Raw genomic sequence first — 14,283 nt, forward strand, 5'->3', positions numbered from 1 at the left:
GCCATGCCCCCCGTTCCGCCCCGATCCGACGACGCCGACAATGTGACGCCACCGCCGCCGACCGACGCGGCACCTGCGCCCACGCCCGTTGAACCGGCAGTCGCGCCGAAGTATCTCAAGCCCAGCGCGCGCAGCGTGGTGGTGATGGTGGTGGTGGCCCTGCTGGGCATTGCGCTGATCCTGCGCGCCTGGCATCTGTGGCCGTTCACCAGCAGCGTGATGGTGACCGACAACGCCTATGTGCGCGGCCAGATCACCGTGATGGCGCCACAGGTCAACGGCTATGTGACCGAAGTGCTGGTGAAGGATTTCCAGCATGTGAGGCAGGGCGAGCCGCTGCTGCGCATCGATGACCGCATCTATGCCCAACGCGTCGCCCAGGCGCAGGCGACGCTGGACAGTGCGCGTGCGGCGCTGGCCAACTCCGACCAGTCGCAGGCGCAGAACCGTGCGCAGATCGCCTCGGCGCGCGCCACGCTCTCGGCCGGCCAGGCCGAACTGCAGCGCTCGCGCAACGAGCTGAAGCGCTACGAGGAACTGGCCGCGCAGCAGTTGGTGTCGATCAATGACCGCGACAAGTTCCGCACCAGCCAAGCCTCGGCGCAGGCCAGCGTGCAGCAGTCGCAGGCGCAGATCCGCATCGCCGAGGAAACACTGGTGTCGACCCAGGTCGCGCGCAAGAGCCTGGAGGCCCAGGTGGAAAGCGCACAGGCGCAGCTGGAACTGGCCCGCATCGACCTGGCCAACACGGTGATCCACGCACCGCGCGACGGCCAGATCAGTGAAGCCAGCGTGCGCGTGGGCCAGTATGTCGCCGCCGGTTCGCAGCTGCTGTTCCTGGTACCTGACACACTGTGGGTGGTGGCCAACTACAAGGAAGGCCAGACCTGGGGAATGGCGATCGGCCAGCCGGCCACGTTCTCGGTGGACGCGTTCCAGGGCCAGGTGCTGAGGGGCCGCGTGCAGGAGATCGCGCCCGCCACCGGATCGGAGTTCAGCGTGTTGCGCCCGGACAATGCCAGCGGCAACTTCACCAAGGTGGTGCAGCGGCTGCCGGTGCGGATATCGATCGATGAAGGCCAGAAGCTGGCCGCGCAGCTGCGGCCCGGCATGTCGGTGATCGTGCGGGTGGATACGGCAGGCAAACCGAAGGACTAGCCCTTGTCATGAAACGGGGTCAGATCCCTTTGCCAATGGCAAAGGGATCTGACCCCACTCAGGATCCCGGCCAGCGGCCGGCACTACCATTGCGTTACCCCGCGCAGCGCGCGCAGAGACCGTGCACTTCCAGCGTCTGTGCCTGCGGCTGGAAGCCCAGTTCCTTGGCCCGCTTCTCCAGCTGGCTGACGATCTCGCGGTCTTCCAGCTCCACTGCGCTGTGGCAGCTGTTGCAGATCAGGAATGGCACCGAATGCGCAGCGCTGCTTGGATGATGGCAGGCCACGAAGGCATTCACCGACTCCAGCTTGTGCACAAAGCCATTGGCCATCAGGAAGTCCAGCGCGCGGTACACGGTGGGCGGGGCATCAGCGCCCACGCCCTTGCCGTTGCGCACCCATTCCAGCAGCTCGTAGGCCTTGACCGGCTTGCCGGCCTCGGCGATCAGCTTCAGCACGTTGGCGCGGATCGGGGTCAGGCGCAGCCCGCGTTCGCGCGAGACACGCTCGACCACCGCCACGAAATCCGATGCGTCGTGGACGTGGTGGTGCGGGGCGGTACAGGCAGTGGCGGTCTTGGCAGGCATGCGTGTTCTCCGGTTCGGGCCTGGCAAGGATGCCTCAGGCCGTTGCTACCTTGGTGATGGCCACATCAATGCGTTTCAAGGCCTGCTCGCGGCCGGCCAGGTACACGGTATGGGAAATGTCAGGGCTGACCTGGGTGCCGGTGATGGCCACGCGCAGCGGCTGGGCGACCTTGCCCATGCCGATTTCCAGCGCTGCGGCCGCGTCGTGCAGGGCCACGCCCACCGACTCGGCGGTCCATTCCGGCAGCGCGGCCAGCAGCTCGCGGGCCTTGCCCAGCGCCACCTCGGCTCCGGCCTTGAAGTGCTTGGCCACCGCCGCGTCGTCGTACTCGGTCAGCGGCTGGTACCAGATCACGGCCTTTTCGGCCATTTCCTTCAGGGTCTGCACGCGTTCACGCAGGGCGATCACCACATCCTCCGGAGCCGGGCCGGCGGCCACGTCCAGCCCCAGCTTCTGCAGCTGGTAGACCAGGTGCGGCACGATCACGGCCACCTCCTCGGTCTTCAGGAAGTGCTGGTTGACCCAGCCCAGCTTGGCCATGTCCAGGCGCGAGGCTTTGGAATTGCAGTCCTTCACGTCGAACAGGTCGATCAGTTCCTGGCGGCTGAACAGCTCCTGGTCACCATGCGACCAACCCAGGCGGGCCAGGTAGCTCAGCAGCGCATCGGGCAGGTAGCCGGCGTCCTTGTACTGCATCACGTCAGCCGCACCGGTGCGCTTGGACAGCTTGGCGCCCTGCTCGTCCAGGATCATCGGCATGTGGCCGAACTTGGGCACCGGCGCGCCGATGCCTTCATACAGGTTGATCTGGCGCGGGGTGTTGTTGATGTGGTCGTCGCCGCGGATGACCTCGGTGATGCCCATGTCCCAGTCGTCCACCACCACCGCGAAGTTGTAGGTGGGGTAGCCGTCCGGGCGGAAGATGACCATGTCATCCAGCTCGCTGTTGGCGATCTCGATGCGGCCCTTGATCAGGTCATCGAACACCACCGTGCCTTCCAGCGGGTTCTTGAAGCGGATGACGCGGTTCGGGTCGTCCCGGTAGGGCAGGCCCAGATCGCGCGCAGCGCCGTTGTAGCGCGGCTTTTCCTGCCTGGCCATGGCGGCCTCGCGCATGGCATCCAGCTCCTCGCGGGTCTCGTAGGCGTAGTACGCCTTGCCCTCGGCGATCAGCTGCTCGGCCACTTCCTGGTAACGGGCGACGCGGTCGGTCTGGTAGATCGGGCCTTCGTCGTAGTCCAGGCCCAGCCACTCCATCGCCTCCAGGATGGCGTCGATTGCGCCCTGGGTGCTGCGTTCGCGGTCGGTGTCCTCGATGCGCAGCACGAACTCACCGCCGCGGTGACGGGCCTCCAGCCAGCAGTACAGCGCGGTGCGGGCACCACCGATGTGCAGGTAGCCAGTGGGACTGGGGGCGAAGCGGGTGCGGCAGGTCATGGACGGCTCGAGGAACGGGGATCCCCCGATTTTATCAGCCCACCGCCCCCGACGGAAAAAGGGGACGGAGGGGATTAAGTCGCGATTGCCCAGCCCGGGGGGCTTCAACCGGGCAGTGGAGGGGAGATACGACTTGATCCCCTCCGTCCCTTTTTACGGTTCTGCCTTTCGCGGGAAGGACGGCTCGCGCATTGCGGCGTTGTAGGCGAACGAAGCGACGATGGCCGCGGCCTGCTTCAGGTCTTCCGGTTCGGCGTGGTCCCAGGTGTCCAGGTGGCTGTGGTGGACGTTGGTGAAGTAGTCCAGCCGGTCCTGGATGAACTGGAAGCCCGGCAGGCCGATGCGATCGAAGCTGATGTGGTCGGTACTGCCGGTGTTGCGGGTGGCCACGGTGGTGGCGCCCACGTCATGGAACGGCGCCAGCCAGGCTTCGAAGATCGGCATCGCCGCCAGGTTTTCCTGCGCGTAGATGCCACGGAAGCGGCCCGAGCCGTTGTCCATGTTGAAGTAGACCTGGAACTTGCTGTAATCGCGGGTCTTCTGCAGTGCACCGGTCGGCTCGCGCAGCGACGCCGGCAGCGCTTTCTGGGCCGGGTCGGTCGGCTCCGGGAACTTGCCGAAGTGCTTGGCCACGTAGGCCTGCGAGCCGATCAGGCCCTGCTCCTCGCCGCTCCACAGCGCCACGCGGATGGTGCGCCTGGGCTTGGCGCCGGTGGCCTTGAGGATGCGCATCGCCTCCATCATCACCGCCACGCCGGCGGCGTTGTCGGCCGCACCGGTGCCGCTGTGCCACGAATCCAGGTGCGCACCGATCATCACCACTTCATCGGGCTTGCTGCTGCCGCGGATCTCGGCCAGCGTGTTGTAGCCGGGCTGGTCGGCCTCGTCGGTGAAGCGCGCCGCTACATCCACGCGCAGGCGCACCGTCTGCTTGGCCTGAAGCGCGCGCACCAGCGGATTGAAGTGTTCGCTGATCATCGCCAGTTCGGGGATGCCCACCGGCTCACCGGCCTTGCGCGAACCGCCGCCGGCAACGCGGATGATGCCGTTGTCCCAGCTGCTGATGCTGATCGAGGCCAGCGCGCCCTCTTCGACGAAGAACGCATTGACCTTGGCCGCCAGCTGCTGGCGCTCCTGGTACTCCTTGACCCGCTTGGCGCGCTCGGCGGTAGCGTCCTTGTCCTTGGACAGGGTGAACTCCTGCAGGCCCTCCAGCGAGGTCGCGTCGTGGCGGTGCGAATCGGGCTCGGTGCCCCGCTTGTATTCGCGTGCCTCGCCCAGCAGGAGGATCTTGCCGCGCAGCTTGCCGCGGTACTTCTCGATGTCTTCGGGCTTCTTGATGTCGACCTGCACCAGCTCGCCTTCGACCGGGCCCTTCGTACCGGGGGTCCAGGCCTTGGGCAGCGCATGCAGCGGCTGCACGCGGTCGCCCAGCATTTCCACGCTGGCAGAGGTGAATTCCCAGCCGCGGCCGAAGTCATCGAAGGCTTCGTCGTGGACGTTGTCCAGCTTCCATTCGTTGAACTTGCCGCGGGTCCACGCATTGGCGCGGCCCATCGCCGGCGAATTGCTCAAGCGCGGGCCGATGCGCTCGGTGAGATAGCTGAAGGTGTCCATCACCTGCGAACGGTGGAACGCCTCCTGGCGGATGCGGCTGACCATGTCCAGGTCCACCGTCTCGCGCTGCTGCGCCCCTGCATTGCCACCCAGCACCAGCGCTGCGGCCAGCACGCCCCACTTCAACACATCGCACCCCTGCCCTTCGGCTCGATCATCAACCCATCGAGTCTAGCCAGCCGGGGCGCGGCGATACCGTCCCATCGGTCATGGACGGCGCGGAAGCGTGCGAACCAAGGTTCGCACCCACAGGAGAGTGTTGGTTCGTACCCGCAAAGCCAAATCACCCGCTCCATCCCAACCACAACTGCGCCCGCTCCGGCAGCAACAGCAACCAGTGCCGCCGGTCGACGCTGCTGCAGCCGTACACCGCCGCGTGTGCCGGCCAGTCATCCGGAAGGCCGCCGATGCCGATCTCGGCCAATGCCTCCGCGCCGGCCTTCCATGGCCGATAGCGCGGCACCCGGCCGGCCACCGCGCCGCGTCCCTGCCGCGCACCCTGCAGCCAACGCAATCCCTGCCCCTGCAATCCTTCGCAGGTCACCGCCGCCAGCTGGAAGCGGACCAGGCCGGGGGCGATCCGCGCCCCCGGCAGGGCCGCCAGCACGCCATGTGCCTGCAGCAGTGCATCCACTTCCAGCAGGGCCGGAATGCCCTGCCGTGCCCGTTGCCGCAATCCCTGGCGCCAGCCCATGGCGTGCTCCTTACTTCAGGTCCGCGCCGAGCGCGTACCAGTCGACCCGGCGGGTCACCCACATCGCCAGCGCCAGGATCACGAACAGCAGCAGCGACCCCATCAGCAGCGCGTTGTTCTCCGACACCAGCAGGCCATACAGCGCGCCGTACAGCACGGTCAGCAGGGCCGCGAAGCCGAGGCCGCGCTTCCAATGGCCCAGCACGTTGGCCAGGTACACCGCCTGCAGGCCGATACAGGCCACCGCCGAAACCAGGTAGGCCTTCCAGAACGCGATGTGTTCGGACAGGCTGATCAGCAGCAGGAAGAAGATTGCCAGCGCCAGGCCGACCATCAGGTACTGCAGCGGGTGGATGCGCAGCGACTTGATCAGCTCGAACAGGATGAAGCCGACGAAGGTCAGCAGCACGAACAGCACGCCGTACTTGGACGCACGGTCGGCCTGGGTGTAGGTATCGACCGGATCGACCAGCGACACCGTCACTGCCTGCGAGTCGACCGAACCTTCATTGCGCAGCTGCCGCTGTGCGTCGGAGGCCAGCGAGGACACCGCCCAGCGCGCGTCGAATCCCTGTGCATCAACGCGCCGCTCGTTGGGCAGGAACGCACCGCTGAACGACGGATGCGGCCAGCTCGAACGCAGCGCGATGTGGGTGTCATCGCCCACCGGCACCACCGACAGCATGCGGCTGCCATCCAGGCGCAGCTCCAGTTCAACGGTGCTGGCCGCCAGCGTGCCGCCCTGATCCGCAGCGAAACCGGCCACCGGCGCATGCAGGCCACGGCCGACTTCGCTGGCCACGCCGACGCCCGGCAGCAGGCGCAGCTGCTTGCCATCCACGCGCAGGTTCGGTGTACCGACCAGGCCGCGCACATCGGAAATTCCCACCGCCACATACGGCTGGCCATACGTGCGCCCTGCCTTCACCGGATAATCGTCAGCGGCGAAGCTCGCCTTCATCTGGCCGTTCCAGCTGTACACCGGCACCTTGAACAGGCCGACTTCGCGCTGGCTCGGCAGCATCTCACCGCCCACCTCCAGCGACGCCGGCATCTGCAGCCAGTGCCCCTCGGTGACCTGCACCTCGGTCTTCTTGACGCCCAGCGGGTCAACCAGTTCAACCTGCTTGCGTTCCACCCACGGCACCACCCGCACCGGGCCCACCAGCTGCTGCGTGCCCGCACGGCTGTCGGCCACCCGCGCAAAGGCCTCGTCGCGGTACTGGCTGCGTTCGGTGATCACCCCGCGGATCATCATCAGCGGCACCAGCAACAACAGGATCAGCCCGCCGACAATGGCGAACCGCAGCAGCATCTTCAGGGATTTCATGGTCCATCCTCGTTGGAGAGGGCTGCAGGATGCACCGCTGCGGTGAGCAGGGTTTGTGGCGAATTTGAAGCGAGTGTGAAGTCAGCGGCGCGGGCGCTGGCCCGCAGCACCCAACGGCAGCCACAGGCTTGCCACCGTGCCACCGCCATCGCGGGCGTCGAGGCTGGCGCGTCCGTCATGCAGGCGAGCCACTTCCTGCACGAACGGCAGGCCCAGGCCGGAACTGCGCCGGCCGCTGCCGGGGCGTGCCAGCGAATAGAAGCGTTCGAACACCCGTTCGCGCGCGTAGTCGGGAATGCCGGCACCGCGATCCGCTACCTGCAGGCGCACGCCCGGCCCGTCCACCTCGGCCTGCAGCGCGATGTCCGCGCCGGGCGGTGAGAAGGCAATGGCGTTGTCGATCAGGTTGTGCAACGCCTGCCGCAGCAGATAGGCATCACCCTGCACGCGCATGTCGGGCACGCTGCCGATGCGCACCTGCACGCCTGCCGCCTGCGCGCGCACCTGCGCGGCCGCCGCTGCGTCGGCCAGCAAGGTTGGCAGCGCGATCGGATCGCGGGTCTGCAGCCAGCCGTGCTGTTCCACTTCGGCCAGCGCCAGCAGCTTGTCGATCGTTTCGGTCAGCCGCTCCTGTTGATCGACGATGCTGCGCGCGAAATGCACGCGGTCGGCCTCCGGCAGCGGCTCCTGCAGCAGCTCGGCGGCACCGCGGATCGCCGCCAACGGACTCTTCATTTCATGCGTCAGCGACTGCACGTACTGCTCGACGTAGGCCTTGCCCTCCAGCTTGCGGCGCATCGTTTCCAGTGCCTGGCCCAGGTCGCCGATCTCGTCGCGGCGACGCCGCGGCGGTGGCACCGGTTCGCCGGCGCTGACCGCCCGTGCATAGCGGCTGAGCTGGCCAAGGCCCGTGGTGAGCCACATCGTCACCAGCACGCCAACCAGCGCCGACAATCCGATCAGCCAGGCGCCGCGCTCGATGATGGCGCGCTGGCTGGCCGCAATGAACGGATCGATGCTGCGGTTGGGCTGGGCCAGGCTGAGCACGCCGATCAGGGTGCGGCCATCGGCCGGGTCGTATACCGGCGCCGCCACATGCATCACCGTATCGCCTTCTTCGCCTGGCACTTCCGGGCTGGAGCGGGCGCCGTACTCGCCACGCAGGGTGCGGTAGACATCGTTCCAGCGCGAATTGTCACGCCCCAGGTCGCGGCCCAGCGAGTCGTAGATGACGATGCCCTTGGCATCGGTGATGGTCACCCGGTAGTCCAGTGAGCGCTTGGGAAAGCGCCAGACCATCGCCTTCAGGTCACGCTGCCGCGCCTTGGCCAGGTTGCGGGTGAAGCTGCCGCTACGGATGGTGCCGTCCTTGACATCGGCCGCCGCCATCTCGGCCAGCACGTTGGCGGCATCGACCAGGGTCGATTCCATCGCCTGGCGCACACCCGGCTTCACTTCGTTGACGAACACGCGCATCACGAAGAACGCGGCGATGCCGGTGATCAGGAAGAAGCCGAGGAACAGCTTCAGGACCAGGCGCATCGGCTAGACCTCCAGCGCGTAGCCGAGGCCACGGTGGGTGCGGATCGGATCGTCGCTGGCACCGGCTGCGCGCAGCTTGGCGCGCAACGTCTTTACATGGGTGTCGACGGTGCGGTCGGCACTGTCGGCGCTGCTGTCCCAGCCGCGATCCATCAACTGGGCGCGACTGAGAATGGCGCCCGGCCGCTGCAGCAGCGCTTCCAGCAACGCGTACTCGTAGCGGGTCAGGTCCAGCGCGTGGCCGCGGAAGCGGATGCGCCGGCCTTCGCGGTCGATGGCGAAGGCACCATGTTCCTGCCAGCCCGCATCGGCGCCGGGGGCTGCCGCGACCGGTGCGGCGCGACGCAGGCGCGCACGCACCCGCGCCACCAGCTCACGCGGCGAGAACGGCTTGGTCATGTAATCGTCGGCGCCCAGTTCCAGGCCCAGCACGCGGTCCACTTCATCGTTGCGGGCGGTCAGGAAGATCACCGGCAGCTGGGCCGCCGGCCCGGGCTGCGCGCGCAGCCGCCGGCACACCTCGAAGCCGCCCAGGTCGGGCAGGCCCACGTCCAGCACCACCACGTCGATATCCCCGGCCTGCAGGCGCTTCAGGGCCTCGCCACCGAGCAGGCAGTGGCTGGCGGCATAGCCCTCGCTGCGCAGCGCATAAAGCACGGTTTCGGCGATGGCGGCTTCGTCTTCGACGACCAGGACATGGGCAACAGGAGCTGTCATGGCGCGCAGCATAGCCGCTGCGGCCGCCGCCCCGTACACTGCCGCCCATGAACTATCGCCACGCCTTCCATGCCGGCAACCACGCCGATGTGCTCAAGCACATCGTGCAGCTGGCCCTGATCGACAGCTTCAAGCGCAAGGACAGCCCGTTCTTCGTGCTCGATACCCACGGCGGTGCCGGCCGTTACCTGCTGGCCAGCGAAGAGAGCCGCAAGACCCTCGAGGCCGAGTCCGGGATCATGCGGCTGATGGCCCAGCCCAGGCTGCCGGAGGTGGTCGAGCGCTACCTGAAGGCGGTGCAGGCCGACAATCCCGTGGGCGCACTGACCAACTACCCGGGCTCGCCGCTGCTGAGCGCACAGGCCATGCGTGCGCAGGACCGCATGGCGGTCTGCGAGCTGCAGGAAGCCGAAGCGGCCACGTTGAAGGCCCTGTTTGCCCATGACAGCCGCGTCGACGTGCGCCCCGGCGATGGTTACGCCCTGCTGCGCTCGCTGCTGCCGCCCAGGTTCAACGGCAGCAAGATCGGCCGAGGCCTGGTGCTGATCGACCCCCCGTACGAGGCCCAAGACGCCGAATACCAGAACATCCTGGCCGCCCTGACCGAGACCCTGGCACGCTGGCCGCAGGCCACCTGTGCGGTCTGGTTCCCGATCAAGCAGCGCCGCACCATCCTGCACTTCCTGCGCAAGGCCACCGCCCTGCCGGTGAAATCGGCGATGACGATCGAGTTCCTGGTGCGCCCGGACGACTCGCCGCTGCGCCTCAACGGCAGCGGCATGCTGCTGCTCAACCCGCCGTGGCAGTTCGACCGCGTGGTCGGTCCGGCCCTGCCGGCGCTGCGCCAGCACCTGGGCGAACCCGGGGCCAGCACCCGCCTGGACTGGCTCAAAGCCCCCGAATAACGGCCTTCACGAGGCTGTACCGCCGTGAGCCTTTCGTTCACGGAACGCAGCCCCGGTGATGCCACAATCGATGGACCACCAAGGAATCACCCGGTATGGCCACTCGCAACCGCATGCCGCCCTGGCATGAGATCTTCAAGGCTCCCAGCGGCCACGAGCTGCTGATCCGCCCCATCCGCCCGGAAGATGGCGCACCGCTGCAAGCGGCATTCAGCCTGTTCGGGCCGGAAGAAATCCGTGATCGTTTCCTGCAGGCGGTGACCGAGCTGTCGCCGGAAACCACCCAGCGCCTGACCCACCCCAACCCCAAGACCGAGATCACCCTGGTCGCAGCCGAGTCCCTGCCCGCTGGCGAAGCGGTGGTCGGCGCGGTCGCCCGGGCCTCGATCATCCCCGGCACCCGTGAAGCCGAGTACGCGATCCTGATCAGCCGCTTCCTGATCGGGCAAGGCCTGGGACGGCAGCTGATGCGCAAGCTGGTGAAGTGGGGCCGTGGCAAGTACCTGGACCGCCTGTACGGCGACGTTGCCGCCGAGAACGAACCGATGAAGCAGCTGGCCGCGTCGCTGGGCTTCAAGCCGGTGCCGCACCCGACCGGCGCCGAAGGCCTGGTCCGGATGGTGCTGGAGCTGGACAACTGACGGATGCGCCGGGCCCTGCCCGGCCACGTCTCCCGGTAGTGCCAGCCGCTGGCCGGCATTCCGCTCCGCCAACGGCACATGAGGCTGCCGGCAACCGGCCGGCACGACGCACAGGAGCCGGATCGGGCTTCTGCTAAAATCCGGGGTCCATGTCGCGTACCTCATACCCCGCCCCGCCGCTGCCGCGCGCCGGCCAGCTCCGCGCCTGGTGGCGCGCCCCCGCCTCGCCCACCGCACTGGCCTGGTACCTGGCCCAGGCAGCGCGCGTGCACGACGCTCCGCTGCTGGTGATCGCCCGTGACAACCACGGCGCCAACCAGCTCGAAGCCGACCTGCAGACCCTGCTCGGTGGTGACCCGGCCCTGCCGGTGGTCGCCTTCCCGGACTGGGAAACCCTGCCCTACGACCGCTTCAGCCCGCATCCGGACATCATCTCGCAGCGCCTGGCTGCCCTGCACCGCCTGCCCACGCTGAAGCGTGGCCTGGTGATCGTGCCGGTGCAGACCCTGCTGCAGCAGCTGGCCCCGCGCAGCTACGTCATTGGTGGCAGCTTCGACCTGAAGGTCGGCCAGCGCCTGGATCTGGAAGCCGAGAAGCGCCGCCTGGAAAGCGCCGGCTACCGCAACGTGCCGCAGGTGATGGACCCGGGTGACTTCGCCGTGCGCGGTGGCCTGCTCGACGTGTTCCCGATGGGCGCCGGCGAGCCGCTGCGGGTGGAACTGCTGGACGAGGACATCGATTCGATCCGTGCCTTCGATCCGGAAAGCCAGCGTTCGCTGGACAAGGTCGAGGCCGTGCACATGCTGCCGGGCCGCGAAGTGCCCATGGACGAGGCCAGCATCGCCCGCGTGCTGGCCACGCTGCGCGAGCGCTTCGATGTCGATACCCGGCGCAGCGCGCTGTACCAGGATCTGAAATCCGGGCTGGCGCCGGCCGGCGTCGAGTACTACCTGCCGCTGTTCTTCGAGCGCACCGCAACCCTGTTCGACTACCTGCCCAGCGGCAGCCTGCCAGTGGTCTGTGCCGGTGCCGGCGAAGCCGCCGAGGCGTTCTGGGCGCAGACCGGCGAGCGTTATGAGCAGCGCCGCCACGATGTGGAACGGCCGCTGCTGCCGCCGTCGGCGCTGTACCTGTCGCCGGAGCTGCTGCGCGAGCGCCTGAATGACGCCCCGCGCATCGAGGTATGGGCCGCCGACCACGCACGCATCGCAGACGCGCACGCGCTGGGCGACCAGCCGCTGCCCCCGCTGCCGGTGGCCGCACGCGAAGCCCCCGCCGGCGATGCGCTGAAATCCTTCCTCGGCCATTATCCGGGCCGGGTACTGATCGCCGCCGATTCGCCCGGCCGCCGCGAGGCACTGCTGGAAGTGCTGCAGGCCGCCGAGCTGAAGCCGCCGGTGGTGGCCGACCTGCCCAGTTTCCTCGCTAGCGATGCGCGCTTCGCGATCGCGGTGGCGCCGCTGGAAGATGGCTTCGCGCTGGACGATCCGCGCATCGCGGTGCTGACCGAGCGCCAGCTGTTCCCCGAGCGCGCCGGCAGCACCCGCCGCACGCGCCGTGCCGGCCGCGAGCCGGAGGCGATCATCCGCGACCTCGGCGAGCTGACCGAGGGTGCGCCGATCGTGCACGAGGATCATGGCGTCGGCCGCTACCGTGGCCTGATCGCGATGGACGTCGGCGGCATGCCCGGCGAGTTCCTCGAGATCGAATATGCGAAGGGCGACCGCCTGTATGTACCGGTCGCCCAGCTGCACCTGATCAGCCGCTACTCCGGCGCTTCGGCGGAAACCGCACCGCTGCATTCGCTCGGTGGCGAGCAATGGAGCAAGGCCAAGCGCAAGGCCGCCGAGAAGGTGCGCGATGTGGCCGCCGAACTGCTGGAGATCCAGGCCCGCCGCCAGGCGCGTGCCGGCCTGGCACTGCAGGTCGACCGCGCGATGTACGAGCCGTTCGCCGCCGGATTCCCGTTCGAGGAAACCCCCGACCAGCTGGCCGCGATCGATGCCACCCTGCGCGACCTGGCCAGCAGCCAGCCGATGGACCGCGTGGTCTGCGGCGACGTCGGCTTCGGCAAGACCGAGGTGGCGGTGCGCGCTGCATTTGCTGCGGCCAGTGCCGGCAAGCAGGTGGCGGTGCTGGTGCCGACCACGCTGCTGGCCGAGCAGCATTACCGCAACTTCCGCGACCGTTTCGCCGATTACCCGCTGAAGGTCGAAGTGCTGTCGCGCTTCAAGACCAGCAAGGAAATCAAGGCCGAACTGGAGAAGGTGGCCGCTGGCACCATCGACGTCATCGTCGGCACCCATCGCCTGCTGCAGCCGGACGTGAAGTTCAAGGACCTGGGCATGGTCATCGTCGACGAGGAGCAGCGATTCGGCGTGCGCCAGAAGGAAGCGCTGAAGGCGCTGCGCGCCAATGTGCACCTGCTGACCCTGACCGCCACGCCGATCCCGCGCACCTTGAACATGGCCATGGCCGGCCTGCGTGACCTGTCGATCATCGCCACGCCACCGCCGAACCGGCTGGCGGTGCAGACCTTCATCACCCAGTGGGACAACGCGCTGCTGCGCGAAGCGTTCCAGCGCGAACTGGCTCGCGGTGGCCAGCTGTACTTCCTGCACAACGACGTGGAGAGCATCGGCCGCATGCAGCGCGAGCTGTCCGAGCTGGTGCCGGAGGCACGCATCGGCATCGCCCACGGGCAGATGCCCGAGCGCGAACTGGAAAAGGTGATGCTGGATTTCCAGAAGCAGCGCTTCAACGTGCTGCTGTCGACCACGATCATCGAATCGGGCATCGACATCCCCAACGCCAACACCATCATCATCAACCGTGCCGACCGTTTCGGCCTGGCCCAGCTGCACCAGCTGCGTGGCCGCGTCGGCCGTTCGCACCACCGTGCCTACGCCTACCTGATCACCCCCGACCGTCGCGCGATCACCCCCGACGCCGAGAAGCGCCTGGAAGCGATCGCCTCGATGGACGAGCTGGGCGCCGGCTTCACCCTGGCCACCCACGATCTGGAAATCCGCGGCGCCGGTGAACTGCTGGGCGAGGACCAGAGCGGGCAGATGGCCGAGGTCGGCTTCAGCCTGTATACCGAGTTGCTGGAACGCGCGGTACGCAGCATCAAGCAGGGCAAGCTGCCCGACCTGGATGCCGGTGAGGAAGTGCGCGGCGCCGAGGTCGAGCTGCATGTGCCGGCGCTGATCCCGGAAGACTACCTGCCGGACGTGCACACCCGCCTGACCCTGTACAAGCGCATTTCCAGCGCGCGCGACAGCGATGCGCTGCGCGAACTGCAGGTGGAGATGATCGACCGCTTCGGCCTGCTGCCGGATGCAGCCAAGCACCTGTTCGCCATCGCCGAGCTGAAGCTGAAAGCCAATACGCTGGGCATCCGCAAGCTCGACCTGGGCGAGAACGGCGGCCGCATCGTGTTCGAGTCCAAGCCGAACATCGATCCGATGGCGGTGATCCAGCTGATCCAGAAACAACCGAACCTCTATGCCATGGAAGGGCCCGACAAGCTGCGCATCAAGCACCCGCTGCCGTTGCCGGAAGACCGCTTCAATGCGGCCCGCGCCCTTCTGACCACCCTCGCCCCGGGTTGATCGCCCCCCGAACACCCCGCACCGGTCCCCACCCGGTGCGG

11 protein-coding genes are annotated in these 14,283 nt (G+C 67.8%); 4 read left to right on the plus strand and 7 right to left on the minus strand.

The features are described 5' to 3' along the window. The first annotated feature begins 3 nt into the window (after nucleotides 1-3). On the plus strand, nucleotides 4-1,158 hold the full coding sequence (locus AB839_RS11905) for an HlyD family secretion protein (RefSeq protein ID WP_061479520.1): 1,155 nt from the start codon (nucleotides 4-6) through the stop codon (nucleotides 1,156-1,158). A 94-nt stretch (nucleotides 1,159-1,252) separates the two neighbouring features. Here AB839_RS11905 and AB839_RS11910 read toward each other — a convergent pair whose 3' ends face one another. The 7 genes from AB839_RS11910 to creB all read right to left on the minus strand — a co-directional run bounded on the left by AB839_RS11910 (nucleotide 1,253) and on the right by creB (nucleotide 9,094). Further along, the gene (locus AB839_RS11910) at nucleotides 1,253-1,744 is read right to left on the minus strand and encodes a Fur family transcriptional regulator (RefSeq protein ID WP_005415799.1); all 492 of its coding nucleotides are present in this window, start codon (nucleotides 1,742-1,744) and stop codon (nucleotides 1,253-1,255) included. Between the two features lie 34 nt (nucleotides 1,745-1,778). Then, nucleotides 1,779-3,182: a glutamate--tRNA ligase gene (gene gltX / locus AB839_RS11915; protein WP_061479521.1), complete on the minus strand. Its 1,404-nt coding sequence runs from the start codon at nucleotides 3,180-3,182 to the stop codon at nucleotides 1,779-1,781. A 153-nt stretch (nucleotides 3,183-3,335) separates the two neighbouring features. Continuing rightward, nucleotides 3,336-4,928: a M20/M25/M40 family metallo-hydrolase gene (locus tag AB839_RS11920; protein WP_061479522.1), complete on the minus strand. Its 1,593-nt coding sequence runs from the start codon at nucleotides 4,926-4,928 to the stop codon at nucleotides 3,336-3,338. 154 nt (nucleotides 4,929-5,082) lie between these two features. Then, nucleotides 5,083-5,493, minus strand: coding sequence for a hypothetical protein (locus AB839_RS11925; protein WP_005415796.1), 411 nt, complete (start codon nucleotides 5,491-5,493; stop codon nucleotides 5,083-5,085). A gap of 10 nt (nucleotides 5,494-5,503) precedes the next feature. After that, nucleotides 5,504-6,823, minus strand: coding sequence for a cell envelope integrity protein CreD (gene creD / locus AB839_RS11930; protein WP_049413546.1), 1,320 nt, complete (start codon nucleotides 6,821-6,823; stop codon nucleotides 5,504-5,506). 81 nt (nucleotides 6,824-6,904) lie between these two features. Continuing rightward, nucleotides 6,905-8,365 (minus strand): two-component system sensor histidine kinase CreC, encoded by a 1,461-nt coding sequence (gene creC, locus AB839_RS11935; RefSeq protein WP_005415794.1) that lies wholly within the window; start codon nucleotides 8,363-8,365, stop codon nucleotides 6,905-6,907. Nucleotides 8,366-8,368: 3 nt separating this feature from the next. Continuing rightward, nucleotides 8,369-9,094 carry a two-component system response regulator CreB gene (creB, locus tag AB839_RS11940; RefSeq protein WP_072166850.1) on the minus strand — a complete coding sequence of 242 codons (726 nt, stop codon included), beginning with the start codon at nucleotides 9,092-9,094 and terminating at the stop codon, nucleotides 8,369-8,371. 35 nt (nucleotides 9,095-9,129) lie between these two features. Between creB and rlmJ the strand changes: the two genes are divergently transcribed. From rlmJ to mfd, 3 genes are all read left to right on the plus strand, one after another. Further along, on the plus strand, nucleotides 9,130-9,987 hold the full coding sequence (gene rlmJ / locus AB839_RS11945) for a 23S rRNA (adenine(2030)-N(6))-methyltransferase RlmJ (RefSeq protein ID WP_061479523.1): 858 nt from the start codon (nucleotides 9,130-9,132) through the stop codon (nucleotides 9,985-9,987). Nucleotides 9,988-10,082: 95 nt separating this feature from the next. Then, nucleotides 10,083-10,628 carry a GNAT family N-acetyltransferase gene (locus AB839_RS11950; RefSeq protein ID WP_004150340.1) on the plus strand — a complete coding sequence of 182 codons (546 nt, stop codon included), beginning with the start codon at nucleotides 10,083-10,085 and terminating at the stop codon, nucleotides 10,626-10,628. A gap of 149 nt (nucleotides 10,629-10,777) precedes the next feature. Further along, entirely contained in the window at nucleotides 10,778-14,242 is a 3,465-nt protein-coding gene (mfd, locus tag AB839_RS11955) for a transcription-repair coupling factor (RefSeq protein ID WP_061479524.1), read from the plus strand. Nucleotides 14,243-14,283: the final 41 nt, after the last annotated feature.

Source organism: Stenotrophomonas sp. DDT-1 (genome assembly GCF_001580555.1).
GTDB lineage: Bacteria > Pseudomonadota > Gammaproteobacteria > Xanthomonadales > Xanthomonadaceae > Stenotrophomonas > Stenotrophomonas sepilia.

Excerpts from the sequence above, each read along its gene's own strand:
- AB839_RS11910 (WP_005415799.1), bottom strand. The coding sequence starts at position 1,744 with ATGCCTGCCAAGACCGCCACTGCCTGTACCGCCCCGCACCACCACGTC.
- creC (WP_005415794.1), bottom strand. The coding sequence starts at position 8,365 with ATGCGCCTGGTCCTGAAGCTGTTCCTCGGCTTCTTCCTGATCACCGGC.
- AB839_RS11950 (WP_004150340.1), top strand. The coding sequence starts at position 10,083 with ATGGCCACTCGCAACCGCATGCCGCCCTGGCATGAGATCTTCAAGGCT.
- creB (WP_072166850.1), bottom strand. The coding sequence starts at position 9,094 with ATGCTGCGCGCCATGACAGCTCCTGTTGCCCATGTCCTGGTCGTCGAA.
- creD (WP_049413546.1), bottom strand. The coding sequence starts at position 6,823 with ATGAAATCCCTGAAGATGCTGCTGCGGTTCGCCATTGTCGGCGGGCTG.
- rlmJ (WP_061479523.1), top strand. The coding sequence starts at position 9,130 with ATGAACTATCGCCACGCCTTCCATGCCGGCAACCACGCCGATGTGCTC.
- AB839_RS11925 (WP_005415796.1), bottom strand. The coding sequence starts at position 5,493 with ATGGGCTGGCGCCAGGGATTGCGGCAACGGGCACGGCAGGGCATTCCG.
- gltX (WP_061479521.1), bottom strand. The coding sequence starts at position 3,182 with ATGACCTGCCGCACCCGCTTCGCCCCCAGTCCCACTGGCTACCTGCAC.
- AB839_RS11905 (WP_061479520.1), top strand. The coding sequence starts at position 4 with ATGCCCCCCGTTCCGCCCCGATCCGACGACGCCGACAATGTGACGCCA.
- mfd (WP_061479524.1), top strand. The coding sequence starts at position 10,778 with ATGTCGCGTACCTCATACCCCGCCCCGCCGCTGCCGCGCGCCGGCCAG.